Source organism: Mucilaginibacter flavus, assembly GCF_030409315.1.
GTDB classification, from domain to species: Bacteria; Bacteroidota; Bacteroidia; order Sphingobacteriales; family Sphingobacteriaceae; genus Mucilaginibacter; species Mucilaginibacter flavus.
On the sequence record NZ_JAUFPS010000014.1, the window covers coordinates 78,910 to 99,659 of the forward strand.

Sequence of the window (20,750 nt, forward strand, 5' to 3'; positions counted from 1 at the left end):
GTAAAGTATCGGGGAATCAATTTGGGATAGATGATCGTAGAAGTTGTTTAAAACTAAAAACAGATCATTGGCATTGTTAAAATCCGGGGTCTCTTAATGACTACTACAAATGAAAAATGGGCTTGTTAACACTCTTTTTTTGCATCTCTACAAAACACGATAAAGCCTTTTGCCATGAAAAACTCTTTACATTGACTCCTGAGTCTTAATTTCCGTCTCTATAATCAATCGCGTTCTATCAAACAAACCGCATAGGCCACAACACCTTCCTCACGGCCTATAAAGCCCAGTTGCTCGTTGGTGGTTGCTTTGATGGAAATGTCCTCTTCGCTGATGGAAGCGGCTTTGGCTATGTGAACTTTCATAGCCGGGATGTGCGGATTTATTTTGGGTGCTTCCAGGCATACCATGGCATCTATATTGCCAATGCTAAACCCTTTTTCTTTTATCAATACAACAACCTGCTGCAACAATAGCAAACTGCTGATACCCTTCCAGCGGTTATCGGTGTTTGAAAAGTGGAAGCCGATATCGCGCAGGTTCGCGGCCCCAAGCAGGGCATCGCAAATGGCGTGCAACAGTACATCGGCATCGGAATGTCCGTAGGCACCTGCATGGTGCTCCAAATTAACGCCGCCTAAAACGAATGGATGATTTTCTCTTAACTGGTGTACATCAAACCCAAAACCTATCTTAATTTTACCCATTATTTTGACACATTGGACGTACCACCAAAGTTTGCCGATAGCGTAAACCGTAAAGTATTAGCAAGCGGACTATTTTGCTGACTGGCAGCCAGGTACGAGAAATCGAAATTAAAAACATCGTATTTAACACCAAACCCAAGGGTTATGTAACGCCTGTCGCTGGTGCTGGGGTTTTCATAGTGATAACCCGCCCTTAGCGCAAACTGGTTATTATACCAATATTCGGCCCCTGGTGAAAAGCTATACTCTTTCAACTCGCCGCTAAAACCGCCCGGCGCATCACCGAATGACTGGAAAATGCCAGATGGCACGGATACATCGTCATTTTTACCGCTGATGATAACACCGTTTGCATCCCTTACAGGTGGTGAAGGTGTTAATTGTTTATTGATATCAAAAGCGACGGTAAATACATTTACATCGTCCAGTTTCCAGGTATTGGCAACGCCAAACTTTAAATTGGTAGGTATAAAATATTTAGGCCCGTTATCATTATAGCTAATTTTTGTACCAATGTTAGATATATTAACCCCAAAGGCAAATGAATTGTCATCGCCATAAGTGTTTTTATAAAACATAGATGCATCTGCCGCGAACGCGTTTCCGGCTTTACCCGATTGACTTGAGCCCGGTGTAGCGAACGAGATACTGGAGATACTGGAATGGATATATCTACCGGTTAAGCCCAAAGAAAAGTTATCACCAAACTTACGTGCAAAGGTAATATCAAAAGAAAACTCGCTGGGGGTGTAGGTTCCCTGGCTGTTTGATTGATCGTCATTTAACTGCAACGATCCATAGTTAAAGTATCTTAATGATGCGCCGAGGGTATTGCGCTCATCTAACTTATGGGCATAACTGAGGTATGAAAGACTGATATCGGGCACCAAATGCCTTAACCAGGGGCTGTATGAAAGTGATACCGCGTCATTGCTTTCCAAAAAAGCAAGTTTTGAAGGGTTCCAGAAACTGGCATTTACATCTGGCGACAAAGCCACGCCGGCTTCGCCCATCGCTCCGGAGCGCGAATCGGGTGTAATGTTTAAAAAAGGCACCTCCACGCGTGATCCTCTGAATGTGCTTCCATCGGTGCTTGTTTGAGCAATAGCAACAAATGGCGATAAATACAACGAAAGAAATGCGATATTCCGAAAGGTAAAAATCTTCATTGGGTGCAATTTAGCTTTATTATTTCAAATGATAAATATACGGCTGTAATTTGATCCGGTTTTTAAACGATCATTTTATTGATAACTTATCAAATAAAACTTTTTTTCGCAACCAATTTTAGTGCTATTGCGTTAAACCGACTGATAATGGTTTGATTTATTTAGAAGAATGAGCGAGGTGAATTAGCTTTATATCCATTTTTTTCTAAATTTACGTCGCTTAATATAATTGTAAAATTATGAAAATACTTTTTACTAAAACTGCTTTAGTGTTTGTGGCCGCGGCCGCTTTGGTAAGCAGCTGCAGTAAACCGCCGCAATCTGCAAAGACCGGTTTAGTTTATAACAACAAAAGTAACGGTGGTTATGAACGTTACAGGCAAACCCACCCTGCACCCGGCCCGGGCTTAGTGCCTATTGAGGGTGGTACCTTTGTTTTGGGTGGCAGCGCAGATCAGGATGTTACTTTTGATTACAACAACGTACGCCGCAGGGTTTCTGTTCCTTCATTTTACATGGATGAAACGGAAGTTGCCAACCAGGACTGGCTGGATTACCTGCACTGGATAAGCGTTACCTTTCCACAGGATCGTGAATTATATTACAACGCGTTGCCAGATACACTGGTTTGGCGTAAACCATTATCATACAATGACCCTTATGTTGACAACTACTTACGCCACCCGGCGTTCCAGGATTATCCTGTTGTAGGTGTTTCATGGGATCAGGCTCAGGATTACTGCCAATGGCGTACCGACCGTACCAACGAAAACATTTTGCGTGAAACCGGCCGTTTAGTTACCTGGAAAGACCAGAGCGCTAAAGGTAAAAAAGGCGCTGCCCCGGCAAGTGGTACAACATCTGAGCCTTTCAATACCGATATTTATTTGAACGGCCAAATTAAAGGCCAGGGTATTGATGGTAAAAAAATGATACCTAACATCAGCCCTAACGCTGTTGCAGGCACCGGCAAAAACAAAAACCCGGTGAGGCCTGTGCGTATGGAAGATGGTATATTGAAACAAGCCTACCGCCTGCCTTCAGAAGCTGAGTGGGAATACGCCGCTTTGGCACTTGCCGGCAATACCGAATTTGAAAACATCAACGATGGCAAAATGTATGCATGGAACGGTATGGGTGTACGTTCGTCAAAAAGCAAAACCCGTGGTTTAATATTAGCCAACTTTAAACGTGGTGCCGGTGACAACGCCGGTGTTGGTGGCTACCTGAATGACAAGGCCGATATTACAGCTCCGGTACGTTCATACCCGCCAAATGATTTTGGTTTGTTCAACATGTCGGGCAACGTGAACGAGTGGGTGCAGGATACTTACCGCCAAACTTCATTTGAAGAAACAGAAGATTTCAACCCTTTCCGTGGTAACCAGTATACCAACAAACGTTTAGCCGATCCAAGCAAAGGTTTGATAGCTAAAGATAAATATGGTAAGCCTATTAAAGATCCGGCTAAGTCAAACAAAAAGATGAAATACTCTGATTACCTGGCTGTACAGTTAGGTCAGCAGCCTAATTCTGTAAATAGCGCCACGCCTAATGGAGCAACCGGCAATGCAGGTGCGGCTCCGTCAAACGGAACTACCCAGGCTACTGTATCAACCTTGGTAAAAGACTCAGGTAAAAAATATGATCCGGATTTCAGGGGCGAAAAAGATACTGTAAGCACAGTTCTTTATGGCACCACCACGTTGGTTAATGACCATTCAAAGGTTTATAAAGGTGGCTCATGGAACGATCTGGCCTATTGGATGAATCCTGCCACACGTCGTTTTATGGACGAGGATGAGTCAAGCGCCGAGATAGGTTTCCGCTGCGCAATGACACTTGTTGGAGCACCAGAAATTTACCCTAACGGTAAACCACACTACCCGATTAAAAAGCCAAAACCTTTTAAAGCTAAATAAGCAGCTAAGTACATTTAAATACAAAGGCCGTTCAGTAATATGAATGGCCTTTGTTGCGTTTAAAACCAAGCTATGATAATGCCGAGTAAACCAAAATGCCCCCTATTATCATAGATTGGAGGGAGATGTCGTCATAAATAGTTGAAAAAAACAAAGAGGGCTGTCAGTCTTCGACAGGCTACCCATGCCCCTTTTTTTCTTGATGCTGTCATTTTCACTTTCGCAGGCCTCGGATTTTATTACTCAGCATAACGTATTCGTTTTAGACTAATGTGGTGGGTTTGAACACTGGCGACTACTCATCCGAGCTTAACTCCGCTGGTTAGCGGATGGCCGACCCTCTCTCCGGCTAAAGCTGCAAAAAGGGTAAAAACATTCCTTTTTATTTCCCCGCCCCTCTATGCGACGCAGTCGGAGAAAGAGGAAGAACAAGCGTAGCGATGTTCGGGGTGAGTCGTCTGCGCCATTCGATATACGTCATTTCCACTTTCACAGGCCTTTGATTTTACAACTCAACATGGATTCATTTTTTAATTTGTCATATGAACCTGTTCCGTTAAGAACAAACTCGTTATAGGTAGGTTAAATTGCAGGCATCGCCTTGCGACAGCGGTGAGCAACGTATTTAAAAAACATTCACTGGTGCAGCAACTATACCTTCGCACATAAAATAAAAAAGCCCGGTAACTTTACATCACCGGGCTTTAATTTATATAACAGTTTTTTTAGTAACCTGCATTTTGTATTAAGTTTGAGTTTGCGTCCATCTCGCGTTTAGGGATCGGAAAAATAAGTTTCGGTGAGTTCCATACAAATGTATCCACCGCGTTGCCATCTCCATCAATAGAATGTGTGCTCTCCTGGTAACGCTTTAAATCGGCCAGGCGTTGCCCTTCAAACGGTAGCTCTACACGGCGCTCCTTCTTAACTGCCGCTAACAACTCTGCACCGGTAATAGCTGTAGTGTTAGCTAATTTAGCCCTGTTCCTGATCACGTTAATATCAGCCGCGGCACCTATCAAATCAGCCCCCCCCTTCAAAATTCTGGCTTCAGCCCTAATCAGGTAAATTTCGGCTAAACGGATGGTTATAACATTACCAAAGGTGTTGTTAAACTTAGAGGTAAAAACATCATAGAACTCATTTTTACGGTCGTCGCCATCTTCATACCGTGCAAGGTGCTGATCAAAAATGATGGTTTCGCCACGACCTGCAAAATCCGAACTTGCGTAAACTTCATTTAGAGCATTAAAGCCCGACTGCGCCGATATCTGTATTGCAAATATATCTTCGGTACTATTAAATACATGCGTAGCCTGTGTTGGATGCTGAAACTCACTTCCAAAAGAACTCACCAGGCTATAAGCGCCAGATTCAATAATTTTTGAGGCTTCTGTTTCTGCCAGGGCATAGTTTTGCTGGGTAAGATAAATTCTTGCAAGCACTGCCGACGCCGCAAAAGAATCGGCATATGGTGTACGTGCAGAAGGATCGGCGTCGTTAGTTAAGTTTGCTTCAGCAACTTTTAAATCGGCAATAGCCTGCGCATAAATTTCGGCAACTGTGTTACGCTTCACTTTCTGTATACCAGCGATGGTTGTAGTTGGCGTTAAAACCAACGGAACGGCCAGATTGGTAGTAGGTGTGCCATCATTCCAGGCCTTGCCAAATGCTCGGGCTAGGTCAAAGTAGGTCATGCCTCTTAAAAATTTGGCTTCGCCTTCTACGCGGGCCTTATCGGCCGCCACAACAAGGTTTAAATTGGCCAAAACGGTGTTACAAACACCTATGGTATTGAAACCACTATCCCAAACACCTTCAACAAATGCATTATCAACTGTAATTTTTTTATTGTCGAGCTCGGTATAGTCAGAGAAAGTACCCTGGTATTGAAAATCACCATCATCTGCCAAAAAATCTGTAGTTGATTGCAACCTACCGCCATATAATCCTCTTAATCCGGCGGCAGTATATGCGCCAATCAAAACGCCCTCCACATCTTTCGATGTTTTTAACGCCAGGTTTGATTCAACAGAGTTTTGGGGTTTTATATCCAGTTGCTTTTGGCAACCGGTATTATATAACATTACTAATGTGCTTAATGTTATAATTGAATATTTTATTTTTTTCATCTTTCTTCAGCTTAAATTAAAATCCCACGTTAATACCAAAAGTTATTGTTTTAGCCTGCGGAACAGCGTAAAAATCATAGTTTTGGGTAATGTTGCCAGAAAACGCGTCGGAGTTCACCTCCGGATCGGCACCTTTATACTTTGTCCATGTAGCCAAATTTGTAGCCTGGGCATATACTCTTAAGCTATGTAGTTTAATTTTTTCAAGTACACTTTTAGGAAAGTTATAACCCAATACAATGTTTTTTAGGCGCAGGTATGATCCATCGCTTAAATACCTTGAACTTGGCGATACACCGTTGCCACCAAATAATCTGGCCTCGGGCACATTAGTAATATCACCCGGTTTTTTCCATGAATTAAGCTGATCAATGGTTTGGTTATCCGCGCCATTATTAAAACCAACAGACATATACTGGCCACCACCATTATAAATTTTATCGCCATATACCTCTTGCAATAAAAAGCTAAACTCAAATCCCTTATAGGCTACAGTGTTATTTAAGCCGGCATTAAATTTAGGGTTAGGATCGCCAACAACCACCTGGGTTGCAGCGTTGTAATCGTTGGTAGTTGTTCTATCGCGCTTACCGCCACCCAAATCTGTGTTTTTGTAGTAAAGGGCATCGCCATTTTTAGGATCGGCACCTGCAAACTCCGCTGTATAAAATATACCCAATGGTTGCCCCTCAACAGCGCGGTTAACACCATCGCCAGCTCCTTTAATTACCTGACCTTTTAAATCGGTAATTTTATTGCGGTTTATAGAAAAATTAAAGCTTGTGCTCCAGGTTACCCCGTTACCAACAATATTTTTTGAATCAATCTGCAATTCAAACCCTTTATTTTGAAGTTTACCCAGGTTTTGCGTTATGGTGGTAAAGCCCGATGTAGCCGGTACCTGTACATTTAACAGTAAATCTTTTGTTTTACGCAGATAAACATCAAACTGGCCAGTTAACCTGCCATTAAAAAACCCTACGTCCAAACCTAAATCAGCAGTAGCAGATGTTTCCCATTTTAGATCGGGGTTAGCTAACTGCGTTGGCCTTGCACCAGCAACACCGGCATAACCAAACTCAGAGAATAAGCCACGTGATGGAAAATTACCAATCTCGGAGTTACCTGTTAAACCATAGCTGGCCCTTAGCTTTAAATCAGAAACCAACTGCTGCTTTTTCATGAACTCTTCTTGTGATATAACCCAACCTACTGAAGCTGCCGGGAAAAAACCATAACGGTGATTGGTACCAAATCTTGATGACCCATCTATACGTCCATTTAAGGTTAACAGATACTTGTCATCATATTTATAGTTTGCCCTTGCAAAATAAGACAGCAGCGAGTAAGCCGTAGAAGTTGATGACCCGGCAGTAATATTAGCCGAAGCGTTTAATTTTCTATAAGCATCGCTCGGAAACTGTTGCCCGCTAATTGAGTTTAAGTCATTTTGCTGACGCTGATACGTCATACCACCCACCGCGTTAATACTGCTTTTACCAATGTCTGTAATAAATTGTAAAAAGTTATTGGTGTTAAAGTTAACAGCTGTTACAGATGAATTAAAGCCCGAACCATTTGGTGTACCCGAGTTACGTGACGTTAACGCACCAGTATAATTATCTTCGCTGGAATTTAATATATCCACGCCAACTTCAGAGCGGAAGCTTAACGACCTCAGTAATTTTACCTGGGCATAAACGTTTCCAAGATTCCTGTAATCGGTAGTATTAAAATACGAGTTTTGAGAGTTTAACAATGGGTTAAAATAAATAGGGAAGTTTGCGTTTGGCAAACCTGTTGTAAGATCAAGCGCGCCACTTGTTAAACCGGTACGCGGGTCTATAGTAGGTGTTATTGGAGAAAGCGCCACTATCTGTCCGGGTGTTGAAAACGCATCGTCATTATCTAAACGAAAATTTTTGGTACGCGATACACTTAAATTGGCTCCTACCTCTAACCATTTATTAGCCTGGTTGCTTACGTTGGTTCTTAAACTATATTGGTTAAGCGCATTGCCAATTGTAAAAGCTTTTTGATTATTGTAGGTTCCAGATATATAAAATTTAGTTTTATCGTTACCACCAGATAGTACCAGGTTGTAATTTTGAACCGGGGCATGCTGGGTTATTTGGTCCTGCCAATTTGTATTTACGGCATACGTTTTATAGTTATCGCTACCTGCGGCATACCGCTTTAACCTGGCTTCAATTGAAGCGGTAGAGTACCCACCAGCAGTACCTGCTAATCTTAACAAAGTAACATATTGCTGGGCGTCCAAAAACTGGCGCTCGCGGGTAGGCTTGCTAAAACCATAGTATTCGTTATAAGTTACTTTGGTATCGCCGGCCTTACCTTTTTTGGTAGTTATTAATACAACCCCGTTGGATGCCCTTGAACCATATATAGCCGCGGCAGATGCGTCTTTTAAGATGTCAATTGATTCGATATCATTCTGGTTTAAATCAACCAAAGGATTGGTTGACGCGCCATTGCTTGAAAAATCATCAACCGTAATTGGTAAACCATCAACCACATACAATGGCTGGTTACCTGCCGATACTGAAGAAGCACCACGGATACGAACCTGGATACCCTGCCCCAATTTACCATTCTGAGCCTGGATATAAACACCCGGCGTACGGCCTTGTATAGCCGATTCCAAACTTGGCACCGGAATATTTTCAATATCGGCGCCCTTAATTTTTGATACCGAACCTGTTAATGAAGCACGGCTTTGCGTACCGTAACCTACTACTACTACCTCGGTAAGTTGCTTCGCATCTACCGATAAGCCTAAATTAATTACAAGCCTGTTAATAGCTACTTCTGCAGGGGTGTAGCCTAAAAAATTGAATACCAAAGTCTTTGCGGTTGCAGGTACCGAAAGACTGTATCCTCCGTTTAAGTCTGTTTGAGTACCAATGCCTGAAACTCCTTTCACGGTTACACTTACCCCAGGTAAGGGCGACCCATCTTTTTGATCTGTCACTTTACCTGTAATTACCCTGTTTTGTGCAAAAACAAAGGAAATGCAGGAAAATAACAACAAAATTGTTAGTAGATTTTTCTTCATAAAGTTAAAATGTTAATTAAAAAAAGTAAGTTATTAACAAAAAGGCAATAAAACAATATGTTCAATAACGATATATTGCTTTTATTATAAAATAAACACGAATATTATATTGCCTGGTAAAAAATTTTACCTAAAATTCTATAAGTATCTGTCCTTTTTCAACTTTTTCGCCTGCCTTTATCTTTATCTTTTTGATAACTACATCGGCGGGGGCTTTGATGATGTTTTCCATTTTCATGGCCTCTAACACAAAAAGATTATCGCCTTTTTTCACGTCCTGCCCTTCTATAGCAAACACTTTGAGCACCATACCCGGCATCGGGGCTTTTATTTCACTGATCCTGGTGTTATTTAAACTACTCAGGCCCAGTTTATCTAATAAAACATCAAATTGATCTTTGGCGGCAATGGTATAGGTGTTAGCGTTCACCTTAATTTCGGCAGTTTTATCGGCCCGGTTAAAAGATACTACGTCGAGGTTATAGGATTGGTTGCCTTCAATAATATGGTAAATGCCCGCGTTAATATGCCTGATATCAGCTTCTACTACAGTTTTATTAAGTAACAAATCATCGGCATTTCTTTCAACTTCAAAATTATAACTATCGTTTACTTTTAACTGGTACATAAATGTAATTCGTTTTAGGTGATGGTTCTTAAGCGAAATGAAAGCCGCGTAACGTGCTGTGAAATAGTATACTTTAAAGTTATTAATCTTTTGGGCAAAAAGCAAACCAATTACCCTGCAATCAATAATAAATCAGTCACTTATATTGTATACTTAATTTATGAGAAAAGGTTACCGCAAACAGAAATTATTGGGTAAATACGTACTGAATCATATTAGCACCCATTTTAAGCGCTTTAATACGAGTTTCCTGGCTATCGCCTGCGTAAGTGCCATAATCCTCCCAGCCATTGCCCAAATCGCACTCATAGTCGTAAAAGCACACCAGGCGACCTTTATAAATAAGACCAAAACCTTGCGCGCGCGTACCATCGTGCTCGTGTACTTTGGGCAAACCATTAGGGAAACTGTATTTCTGGTGATAGATGGGGTGGTTAAGCGGCAGTTCGACAAATTCAAGTTCGGGGAAAACTTTTTTCATTTGCGGCCTGATAAATTTATCCAATCCGTAATTATCGTCGATGTGTAAAAAACCGCCGCTGGTGAGGTATTTACGCAGGTTACGGGCCTCCTGATCGCTAAAAATAACGTTGCCATGCCCGGTCATAAAAACAAAGGGATAATTGAATAACGATGAGCTGCCAACTTCAACTACTTCATCCTCTGCATCAAAATTGGTTTTAAGGTTTTCGTTGCAAAATTTAACCAGGTTGGTCAAAGCGGTGCGGTCGCCGTACCAATCGCCGCCGCCGGCATATTTAAGCCGGGCAATTTTGTAAGATGGCGCATTAAAACTACTCATTACCATAATGACAGCAAAGGCGGTTAATATGTACCTCAATTTATTCATGGGCGATTTAAAAAGTTGATCTCGAAGCAAGCTTCCAATGCTGCCGTTTCGGTACGTAACCGGGCCTGCCCTAAAGTTATGGGTTTAAAACCATTCTCTGAAGCAAGTTCAATTTCTGCCGGTGAAAAATCGCCTTCGGGGCCAATCAGTATAAGATAACTACCGCCAGGGATTATTTCCTTACGCAGGTCCAGCTTTTCGCCTGGCTCGCAATGCGCTATAAACTTTTGTCCATCAAAAGGCGTGGTTAATAGCTGGTTCAGTCTAACCGCCTCATTTAAAACAGGGTGATAAGCCTTAAGGGATTGTTTAATAGCGGCGGTGATGATTTTGTTTAACCTATCAACCTTGGCCTCTTTACGTTCAGAGCGCTGGGTGATGATGAGCGAAACCTCGTCGATGCCAATCTCTGTGGCTTTTTCTAAAAACCACTCCAGGCGTTCAATATTTTTAGTGGGTGCAACCGCAATGTGCAGGTAATGATTACTTTTGTTAAATTCGGGGGTAACAGCAGTTATGTTAAGGATGGTACGCTTGGGATGCGCATCATGTATGGCGGCATTATAAAAACCACCCTTACCGTCTATCAGCTGAACTTCATCGCCAATCTCAAGCCGTAATACACGTATAGCGTGTTTACTTTCTTCTTCACTTAAAAAGTACTGGGGGTGCGTGGGCTGAAGATCTGGTGTGTAAAATAGATGCATGGCAAAGCAGATTAATGTAAATCTACAGCATCTTCTTCATTTATCAGCAATTCAAGTTTAACAGATTCAATGTTCTGGTCGGATTTACGTAAAACGGTGATGTTGTAGCCGTTTGATTCTTTTTGCTCACCCACATCAGGGATCTTGCCAAAAATATCGCCAAGCCAACCGCTTACAGTGTCAAAATCACCATCTTCGGGCAAATCGTGCGGCAGGTGTTCATTCACATCATAAATTGGGGCCAGCGCGTTTACAATAAACTCACGTTCGTTCACCTTTTCTACAATGGGTTTTTCTTCATCGTACTCATCCTGTATCTCGCCTACCAGTTCTTCTACAATATCTTCCAGTGTAACCATACCGGCGGTGCCGCCAAACTCGTCCAGTACAATAGCTATCTGGATGCGCTTTTGCTGCAGCTCGGCCATCAGATCGTTGATCTTTTTGGTTTCGGGGATAAAGTAAGGTTTACGGATGATATTTTTGAGTACGATCTCTTCGTTACGGGCCAGCAAAGGCAAAATGTCTTTGGCATGCACAATGCCGATGATCTTATCTATTACATCATCAAAAACCGGCATACGGGAATAGCCTTCGTCGATGATCATATCCAATAACTCCTGTGTGGTTGACGCGATATCGATACCCGATATTTTGGTACGTGGTACCATGATGTTTTTTACCACACGTTCGTTAAAATCAAATACGTTTTGGATCAACTCATGTTCGTTAGAATCCAACGCGCCGGTTTCCTTGCCCTGCTCTAAAAGGTATTGTAATTCTTCAGAACTATGATGTGCTTCGCCGCCCGGAACGGTTTGAATTCCCAGCAATTTCAAAATGAAGTTGGCAAAGGTATTCAGTGTCCAGATGAACGGGCGAAAGGTGATGTAGAAGATCCGAAGCGGTAAAGACACCGTTAATACCGTACGTACCGAACGTTGAATAGCCAACGATTTAGGCGCCAGTTCGCCAAATACGATATGGAATACCGTAATCAGCGTAAAGGCCACTACATGGCTTATATTGATAATTACGTTTGATGTAATGGTTAGCCCAACTGCCGAAAACAAGCGGAGCATAATGGTGGTAACCACCCCCTCGCCTACCACACCAAGTGCCAGGGAAGCAATGGTAATACCCAGCTGTGTGGCAGCCAGGTATCCATCTAAATTATACATTATCCCCCGTGCTACTTTGGCCATACGGCTGCCGGTTTTAGCCTGCAACTCAATTTGCGACCCTCTTACGCGCACCATAGCAAACTCGGCGGCTACAAAAAAGCCGTTAAGCGCAACCAGCGCAAGGGTAGCAACAATGTAATAACCGTTTATTTCGAGATCGGGGGCCATCAATTAATTATTGGTGATCGGGAAAAGTAGTTTTGTACAATTCCAGGCTCTCATTTATTACTTTATGCGCGTAACGTACACCTAATAAATGCTCGATGGTTACGTTTTTGCCTTCCAGTTTTTTGTAGTCTTTAAAGAAACGTACAATCTCTGTCATGGCGTGTGGAGGCAATTCATTAAGGTCGTTAATGTAGTTAACCGACATGTCGTTTTTTGCTACCGCGATGATTTTATCATCCTGCTCGCCGTTATCAACCATGTGCATTACACCAACAACTTTGGCTTCGATGATTGACATTGGGAAAACGTCAATTGAGCAAAGTACCAATATATCCAGGGGATCTTTATCATCGCAATAAGTTTGCGGAATAAAGCCGTAATTGGCCGGGTACATTACAGAAGAAAATAAAACACGATCTAATTTCAATAAACCAGAATCCTTGTCAATTTCATATTTGGCTTTTGAGCCCTTTGGTATTTCGATAATAGCGTTAACAGTTTCAGGAATGTTATCACCGGGCGAAACCTGGTGCCAGGGGTGTTGTGTACTCATGGGTATCTATATATGTTATTTTTATACTGTCTCTTTATTTTCGGCCACTTTTCTGCGGATGTAGGCCACTACAAGCGGGATGGTAGTAACTACTATCAAACCCAATACAATGTACTGCATGTAATCTTTCAATTGCGGAAACCTTTTTCCTAAAAAAAAGCCGCCAAGGGTAAACGTACATACCCAGGTTACACTTCCTATAAGGTTGTATAAGCCAAATTTTTTGATGTCAACCTTTACAACTCCCGCAAATATAGGAGCAAATGTTCTAACTATCGGGAAAAATCTACCTAAAATGAGTGCCATGCCACCATGCTTATTGTAAAAATCGCTGGCCAGGATCACGTATCGCTTCTTAAAAAACAACGAATCGTTTTTATTAAATAGCACGGGCCCCGTTCGGTAACCAAACCAATAACCCGTAAAATTCCCTAATATGCCAGCCGCGATGAGCGACAACACCAATGTAGATATGGATACATCAACCTTACCTGCAGAACATAGCAAACCTGCCATGAAAAGCAAATAGTCTCCTGGTAAAAAAAAACCAAAAAACAATCCGGTTTCAGCAAAAACAACAACAAGCAGAAGATAAAAACCTCCCCTGCTGATGATGGATTGAGCGTCCGTTAAATTTTGAAGGTAATCCCAAAAACTTTCCATTCACTATATCTGTAAAACTACAAATATTAAATCAATTTGCAGTACACAGTTATTTATTAAATGAAGCGGGAGATAAAGTCAGGGTAGATACCGATGATGATGGTAGCTAAAGCGCTAACTGCAAATACTACCTTATAATAGGCCGGTACCACCAGTTCAGTACGATCTGCACTGCGGAAATACATGGCCACAATAACCCTGAAATAGTAAAAGATACTGATGATGGCATTGATAACCGCTATAATAACCAACCAAAACTGGTACCTGCTTAACGCGCCGGTAAACATAAAAAACTTACCTATAAACCCAGCTGTAAGCGGGATACCTGCCAATGAGAGCATGGCTACCGTTAATACCAGGGCCAGGAAAGGGTTCTTTTTAGCTAAACCGTTAAAGCTTTCAAAGTTATCATTACCGCTTTGCTGCTGTACCAATATTAGTCCTCCAAAAGCGATGATAGATGCCACCGAATAAGCCGTAGCATAAATAAATACCGAGTTGGCGGATGCAGCACCTAAGGCCACAATAGCAAACAACAGGTAGCCGGCGTGCGAGATACTGGAGAAAGCCAGCATGCGTTTAAAGCTTTGCTGATACAGCGCGGTAATGTTGCCAATAAACAAGGTAGCTACCGTAATCACCAATAATATAGGTGCCCAGAAATCTGAAAGTGGTGCAAAACAAGCCGAGAATAAACGAAGGAATACCGCGAAGCCTGCAGTTTTTACTACTGTTGACATGAAAGCGGTGATCAAAGTTGGTGAGCCTTCGTACACATCCGGGGTCCAGAAGTGGAATGGAGCGGCGCCAACTTTAAAGCATAAGCCTACAATGATTAAACCGATACCGGTGTAAAACATAGGGTCGATATGCGGATGAGCCAAAACCCAGTCGCGGATAACTTCCACGCTGAATGAACCGGTAGAGCCGTAAATTAAAGTAATACCAAACAACAGGAAGCCTGTTGAAAAAGCCCCCATTAAAAAGTATTTCAAAGCGGCTTCGTTTGAAGCAAAATCGTTTTTCTTGATCCCGGCCAGAATGTATAAACTTACCGACATGATTTCAATACCGATAAACATCATGGTAAGGTTATAGTAAGAAACCATTACAATGATACCTGCCAGGGAGAACAACATAATGGCATAATACTCGGCCACGTGGTTGCTGATCTTTTCAAAATATCCTCCGGATAGTAATACAATTAGTATAGTGGTAATAATAGCGATAGAAGAAAACACAACCGAAAAGTTGTTAAACAACATCATACCATGGTAAATAGGCACCGCTGTATCCGGAGTTTTATATTCCGCAATAGCGAAACCCAGGGCAGCAATTAAGCCGATAACGGTAACCGGTAACAAAGCCTTGGTAGCTTTGTATAAACCCAGGTAAAGTAATATTATCGGTAAAACAGATATAATGATTAAAGTAGTCATTTTCTTAAACTCTAAGTTCTAATCTCTAAATTCTAATCTCTAAATTCTAAACTTTAACCTCTAAACTTCAAAAGCTATTGATTAAATTCTAAAATCCAATTTTAAAATTCTTTTGTTTGGGTATTTTGTTTAATTACTATTTTTTGTTTTTTCAAGGATCGCTCCGAAGATCTTCGTCAATTCAATTGTTTCCTGAATTAGCGCCTCTCTCGTTAACTCTTGTTGTTCGTTTATATCTACAAGCCTGAGCCACAATCTGCTTTCTTTAGCTTCTTTCCTGCAAATCTTTACTTTATGCACAAAATCATTCCGGCTGAAGCTTTCGTTTGCCTCTATAAAGTTTGCCGCAACTGAACCTGATGATCGAATCAATTGCCTGTAATATTCATTATTATGAATATTTTTATCTATCCTTTTTAAAAACTCTTTACAATTATTGGCAAATTCATAAGTTCTATCTTCCAGATTGAACTTTTTTTCCTTGAACTCACCTTCCATTTCTCTTTCTAAACTACAATTTGATCTTTCCCGAATTACCTTTTAGAATTTAGAAATTAGTTTTTAGAGCTTAAAATACCAGCTTCCCGTTGAGTGTATTCATCAAATTAGTAACCGCGGCTTCAGATATGTGTAATATCGGTTGCGGGTACACGCCTATTACAATAATTAACGCGCAGATGATACCTAACACTAATTGCTCAGATCCGGTGATGTCTGTAAACTTAGCGGTTAGTTCGTTAACCTCGCCTTGCATTACATTTTTGTACATGCGTAACATGTACACGGCACCCAGAATAATGGTTGAACCCGCGAAAATTACAATGGTAAGATTTTGGTAATGCGCCGCGCTGTAATTAAACATGCTGCCTATTAACAAAAACTCGCCCACAAAACCGTTAGTTAACGGCAAGCCTACTGTGCCTAATACTATAATTAAAAACGCGATTGCAAATTTAGGAGCCACTTTAGCTATACCACCAAGCTGACTGATATCGCGGGTGCCTAAACGCCTGCTGATGATATCCCAGATAAAGAACATCCCTATTACATTGATACCATGACTTAGCATTTGTACCAAAGCACCTTGTAAGCCCTGTATATTCCAAACAAATATGCCGGCTGCGATAAGACCAACGTGTGCTATTGATGAGTAAGCAACCAGGCGCTTTCCATCTTTTTGATTAAAAGCGATGATGGAAGCGTATACAATACCGATAACTGCCAAAATGGTAATCAACGTTTGCCAGTGAACCAAACCAAGCGGGGCATTAGGTATTAACCAACGGATAACACCATATACACCCATTTTAAGCATGATACCCGATAACATCATGGTACCACCTGTAGGCGCTTCGGTATAAGTATCGGGCTGCCAGGTGTGGAAAGGGAATACCGGCATCTTAATGGCAAATGCCAGGAAGAATGCTAAAAACACCCACGATTGCTGCGGAGCAGTTAATTTTAAAGCATAAAAAGTATGAATGCTAAATGTTTTATCCGGCGATTGCAGGTACAGGTAGATCAACGCTACCAGCATAAACAACGAGCCTGCAAACGTATAGATGAAAAACTTAAGCGTAATGCGGATGCGGTTTTCGCCACCCCAAAGTGCACAGATAAAATAGATAGGGATTAACGCCGCTTCCCAGCCAACGTAAAACAGGAAGCCATCTAAAGCGGTAAATACCACCAGCATACCAGCCTGCATAAATAATATCAGGGCATAAAACGCGCCCGAGTTTTTATACTCGTGGTTAAAGGTGCTCAAAATGATAAGCGGTACCAGTATGGTAGTTAACAATACCATAATCATGCTAATGCCGTCTATCCCGGCACTAAAGTAAATGCCAAACTTAGCTATCCATGGTACATCAATACCAAACTGTGTAGTTGCGTCGGGTACAAACTTGCTTAAAAACAGACCTGCTATTGCCAGTTCGGCAATAGAGAAAAATAAAGCGGCGTATCTGGCTGCCGAATTTTTCAAAAAGGCAACTATAACTGCGGCTATTACCGGTAAAAAAATTAATATACTAACGGTCATTTTTATTTTTTAAACGCTTATCGTTTATACTTTAGTTAAACCAAATACGCTATACAGTAATACAGCTACAATACCCAATACCATTACAAATATGTAGAAACCCACGTTACCTGTTTGCAGTAAACGCAAACCCTTACTGGTTTCAACAGTGCCTTTACCAATGCCGTTCACCAGGCCATCAATCCCCATTTTATCTATAACGTTATAGAAGAATGTTGATAGGAAATCCAATGGTTTACGGATCAAAAAGTCGTACAGCTCATCAACATAAAATTTATGGTATGACAGGCCGGTTAATGCCGGGCGCTCTTCGGTATCAGCTACCGGCAGGCTGCCATTTTTAACATATTTTATATAAGCGTATACCAGTGCGATGAATGCGACACCTACCGAAATACCCATTAATAATTTTTCGGTTCCGGCTGATAATTCTGCTGATGGCAATACAGCGTTTGATGCTTTAAATAATGGCTCAAGGAAATGCTCTAATGCAGCATGGCCGCCTAATGCTTCGGGCCAGTTGATTAAACCACCTACTATAGAAAGGGCTGCCAATACAATCAAAGGAATAGTCATGGTTGCAGGTGACTCATGTACGTGATGCTCCTGCTCATGTGTACCACGAAATTTACCCCAGAAAGTAAGGTACATCATCCTAAACATATAGAATGAGGTAAGCATCGCCGTAAACACACCAACTACATAAAATGTAGTGCTATGCGCGAATGCGTGCGACAGGATCTCGTCTTTGGAGAAGAAACCCGAAAAAGGTGGGATACCTGCTATGGCGATAGTACCAATCAGCATAGTAATAAAAGTAACTTTGATTTTTCCTTTAAGGCCGCCCATTTTGCGCATATCCTGCTCGCCACCCATGGCGTGAATAACAGAGCCTGCGCCCAGGAATAATAAAGCTTTAAAGAAAGCGTGCGTTAATACGTGGAAGAAAGCGCCGGTGTAAGCACCAACACCTAAACCCAAAAACATATACCCCAATTGAGATACGGTTGAATAAGCCAGTACCTTTTTGATATCTGTTTGCGTAACCGCTATTAATGCCGCGAATAATGCAGTTGCCAAACCTACAATGGCGATGATCTCCATGGTATCCGGCGCAAGGCTAAAGAAAATATTTGAGCGGGCAATCATATAGATCCCTGCTGTAACCATGGTTGCAGCGTGGATCAATGCCGATACCGGGGTTGGACCGGCCATCGCATCTGGTAACCAGGTAAACAATGGCAATTGTGCCGATTTACCGGTAGCGCCTATAAACAATAATATGGTAATGGTAAAGAACGGAGCGGCGCCCACTTTCATGGTAGCGGCTTTAGGGAATAAAGTGGCAAATTCAACGCTACCAAAAGCGTAGATAATCAGGAACACGCCTAACAGGAAACCCAAATCTCCTATACGGTTCATAATAAAAGCTTTCTTGGCGGCATCGGCATAAGCCGGATTGGTATACCAGAAACCGATAAGCAGGTATGAACATAAACCTACACCCTCCCAGCCAATAAACATAATGATGTAGTTTGAACCCATCACCAGTAAAAGCATAAAGAATACAAACAGGTTTAAGTAAGCGAAAAATTTACCGAAACCCTTATCATCGTGCATATAACCGATAGAATACAGATGGATTAGGAAACCTACACCTGTAATGATTAAAAGCATGATAGAACTTAACTGATCGACCAAAAACGCGAATGGCACATGAATTGGGCCTGCGCTAATCCAGTTAAAGTATGTAACGTTGATAGGCGCGCCTGTTGACTTTACCTGTAAAAAAGTGGCGATACTTAAGCCAAAAGATACCAGCACCAGCAAGCTGCCAATAAAGCCTGTTAAGTTTTTTGAAAATGAATTACGGCCAAGTCCGTTAATAATAAAACCGGCTAACGGTAATATGGGAATAAGCCAGATTAATTGATTCATGTGTCCTTGTTATACGTGTTACGTTCTACGTGATACGTTTTTATTTATCTGATCGTTAAAGCGAACTTTCAATTCCTGATCTGTATATCGGGGATTGCTTCGTTCCTCGCAATGACGGTTTGTTATATATTTATTATGCTTTCAAATCCGAAATCGAAATTCCGAACTCCGAAATCATCTTACCATTTAAGCCTGTTCAGCACATTAATGTCTATCGAATTGGTATTACGGTAGATCATTACAATGATGGCCAGCCCTATGGCTACTTCGGCCGCGGCAAGGGCCATAATAAAGAATACGAAAACCTGCCCGGTTGCATCGCCCCTGTAAACAGAGAATGCGGTTAGTAACAAGTTTACAGCGTTCAGCATCAGCTCGACCGACATAAAAATTACGATAGCGTTACGACGGATCAATACGCCTATTACGCCTATCGAAAAAATAATAGCACTTAATAAAATGTAGTGATTAAGCGGTACCGCGTGTATGGTATTTGTTAAACTTTCCATTAGGCAGCAGTTTTAGGGTCTTTTGTAGCCAGTAAAACAGCGCCTACCATTGCCGATAGCAACAGTACAGACGATACTTCAAAAGGCAGTAAAAATTCGTTGAACAATACTTTACCAAGGTTTTTCACCAGGCCCAGTTCAGGGTTTTGCAACACTACCGGATTTGACTGGGCAACCAGTTTTAATGATGATGCCAGCGCTACCGCCAGGATACCACCGCCAAATACACCTGCTACTTTCACCATAAATGGTTTAACCGGCTCACTATCCTTATTCAGGTTGATGAGCATCAGCGTGTATAGGAACAACACCAGAATGGCTCCCATGTAAACAATAAAGTTTACGATAGCCAAAAACTGAGCATTCAGTAAAATGTAATGAATGGTGAATGTAAAAAAGGTAAGTATAAGATAAAGGATACTATGTACCGGATTTTTGGCCGTTATCACCAATATCGAAAAGAATATGGACAAAAATGCGATGAAGTAAAATGTACTCATGTTTATATTTACAAAATACCCTGCCCAGCTAAAAGAGTTGGGCAAAGGTATAAAACTTCTTTATTGATTTAATGGAGCCTCTACTAATTTGTCTTTGCCGTAAATAAAATCTTTACGTAAGTAATCTGCAGGTACTATATCCCCGTCAAGGTAAATAGCTTCTTTAGGGCAGGCCTCTTCGCACAATCCGCAAAAAATGCAACGCAGCATGTTTATCTCGTAAACAGCAGCATATTTTTCTTCGCGATATAAATGCTCTTCGCCTTTCTGACGCTCAGCTGCAGTCATGGTAATGGCTTCTGCGGGGCATGATAAAGCGCATAAACCACAGGCCGTGCAACGCTCTTTACCATTTTCATCGCGTTTAAGCGAGTGCATACCACGAAAGTTTTCAGAAAATTCGCGCTTCTCTTCGGGATAACTGATGGTTACCGGTTTTTTGAAAAAGTGTTTCATGGTAGTCGCCAAACCGCCAATAATGGCAGGTAGGTAAGCACGCTCCATTAAATTGAGCGGCTTTACTTCCAATACTTTTTTCTTATTGCTTAATGATTCCATTTA

At 41.6% G+C, this 20,750-nt stretch carries 18 protein-coding genes; 1 reads left to right on the forward strand and 17 read right to left on the reverse strand.

Features of this window, described 5'->3' with window-relative positions:
* Window positions 1-224 precede the first annotated feature (224 nt).
* Window positions 225-707 (reverse strand): 2-C-methyl-D-erythritol 2,4-cyclodiphosphate synthase, encoded by a 483-nt coding sequence (gene ispF / locus QWZ17_RS04915; RefSeq protein ID WP_290303878.1) that lies wholly within the window; start codon window positions 705-707, stop codon window positions 225-227.
* Window positions 707-1,876, reverse strand: a complete 1,170-nt coding sequence (gene porV / locus QWZ17_RS04920) for a type IX secretion system outer membrane channel protein PorV (protein ID WP_290303879.1) — start codon at window positions 1,874-1,876, stop codon at window positions 707-709. Before porV ends, ispF begins: the two co-directional genes overlap by 1 nt.
* 239 nt (window positions 1,877-2,115) lie before the next feature.
* Between porV and QWZ17_RS04925 the strand changes: the two genes are divergently transcribed.
* Window positions 2,116-3,798, forward strand: coding sequence for an SUMF1/EgtB/PvdO family nonheme iron enzyme (locus QWZ17_RS04925; RefSeq protein WP_290303880.1), 1,683 nt, complete (start codon window positions 2,116-2,118; stop codon window positions 3,796-3,798).
* Between the two features lie 725 nt (window positions 3,799-4,523).
* Here the strand turns inward: QWZ17_RS04925 and QWZ17_RS04930 are convergent.
* The 15 genes from QWZ17_RS04930 to QWZ17_RS05000 form a co-directional block, all read right to left on the reverse strand.
* Window positions 4,524-5,885 carry a RagB/SusD family nutrient uptake outer membrane protein gene (locus tag QWZ17_RS04930; RefSeq protein ID WP_290303881.1) on the reverse strand — a complete coding sequence of 454 codons (1,362 nt, stop codon included), beginning with the start codon at window positions 5,883-5,885 and terminating at the stop codon, window positions 4,524-4,526.
* Window positions 5,886-5,946: 61 nt separating this feature from the next.
* Window positions 5,947-9,006, reverse strand: coding sequence for a SusC/RagA family TonB-linked outer membrane protein (locus QWZ17_RS04935; protein WP_290303882.1), 3,060 nt, complete (start codon window positions 9,004-9,006; stop codon window positions 5,947-5,949).
* Window positions 9,007-9,136: 130 nt separating this feature from the next.
* The gene (locus QWZ17_RS04940; RefSeq protein WP_290303884.1) at window positions 9,137-9,634 is read right to left on the reverse strand and encodes an acyl-CoA carboxylase biotin carboxyl carrier protein subunit; all 498 of its coding nucleotides are present in this window, start codon (window positions 9,632-9,634) and stop codon (window positions 9,137-9,139) included.
* A gap of 187 nt (window positions 9,635-9,821) precedes the next feature.
* Window positions 9,822-10,484: a DUF4159 domain-containing protein gene (locus QWZ17_RS04945; protein ID WP_290303885.1), complete on the reverse strand. Its 663-nt coding sequence runs from the start codon at window positions 10,482-10,484 to the stop codon at window positions 9,822-9,824.
* Complete coding sequence (locus tag QWZ17_RS04950; RefSeq protein ID WP_290303886.1) at window positions 10,481-11,191, reverse strand: 16S rRNA (uracil(1498)-N(3))-methyltransferase; 711 nt, start codon at window positions 11,189-11,191, stop codon at window positions 10,481-10,483. Before QWZ17_RS04950 ends, QWZ17_RS04945 begins: the two co-directional genes overlap by 4 nt.
* An 11-nt stretch (window positions 11,192-11,202) precedes the next feature.
* A complete protein-coding gene (locus QWZ17_RS04955) occupies window positions 11,203-12,543 on the reverse strand; it encodes a hemolysin family protein (RefSeq protein WP_290303887.1) in 1,341 nt (446 codons plus the stop codon).
* Between the two features lie 7 nt (window positions 12,544-12,550).
* Window positions 12,551-13,096, reverse strand: coding sequence for an inorganic diphosphatase (locus QWZ17_RS04960; protein WP_290303888.1), 546 nt, complete (start codon window positions 13,094-13,096; stop codon window positions 12,551-12,553).
* A 21-nt stretch (window positions 13,097-13,117) separates the two neighbouring features.
* Window positions 13,118-13,759: a DedA family protein gene (locus QWZ17_RS04965; protein ID WP_290303889.1), complete on the reverse strand. Its 642-nt coding sequence runs from the start codon at window positions 13,757-13,759 to the stop codon at window positions 13,118-13,120.
* A 56-nt stretch (window positions 13,760-13,815) separates the two neighbouring features.
* Window positions 13,816-15,198: an NADH-quinone oxidoreductase subunit N gene (locus tag QWZ17_RS04970; RefSeq protein ID WP_290303890.1), complete on the reverse strand. Its 1,383-nt coding sequence runs from the start codon at window positions 15,196-15,198 to the stop codon at window positions 13,816-13,818.
* A 129-nt stretch (window positions 15,199-15,327) separates the two neighbouring features.
* Window positions 15,328-15,696 (reverse strand): four helix bundle protein, encoded by a 369-nt coding sequence (locus tag QWZ17_RS04975; RefSeq protein ID WP_290303891.1) that lies wholly within the window; start codon window positions 15,694-15,696, stop codon window positions 15,328-15,330.
* A 70-nt stretch (window positions 15,697-15,766) separates the two neighbouring features.
* Window positions 15,767-17,242, reverse strand: coding sequence for a complex I subunit 4 family protein (locus tag QWZ17_RS04980; protein ID WP_290303892.1), 1,476 nt, complete (start codon window positions 17,240-17,242; stop codon window positions 15,767-15,769).
* A gap of 24 nt (window positions 17,243-17,266) precedes the next feature.
* Window positions 17,267-19,180, reverse strand: a complete 1,914-nt coding sequence (gene nuoL / locus QWZ17_RS04985; RefSeq protein WP_290303893.1) for an NADH-quinone oxidoreductase subunit L — start codon at window positions 19,178-19,180, stop codon at window positions 17,267-17,269.
* A gap of 179 nt (window positions 19,181-19,359) precedes the next feature.
* A complete protein-coding gene (gene nuoK / locus QWZ17_RS04990) occupies window positions 19,360-19,689 on the reverse strand; it encodes an NADH-quinone oxidoreductase subunit NuoK (protein WP_290303894.1) in 330 nt (109 codons plus the stop codon).
* Window positions 19,689-20,189, reverse strand: coding sequence for an NADH-quinone oxidoreductase subunit J family protein (locus tag QWZ17_RS04995; RefSeq protein ID WP_290303895.1), 501 nt, complete (start codon window positions 20,187-20,189; stop codon window positions 19,689-19,691). Before QWZ17_RS04995 ends, nuoK begins: the two co-directional genes overlap by 1 nt.
* A 60-nt stretch (window positions 20,190-20,249) precedes the next feature.
* Window positions 20,250-20,747, reverse strand: a complete 498-nt coding sequence (locus QWZ17_RS05000) for a NuoI/complex I 23 kDa subunit family protein (protein ID WP_290303896.1) — start codon at window positions 20,745-20,747, stop codon at window positions 20,250-20,252.
* Window positions 20,748-20,750 lie beyond the last annotated feature (3 nt).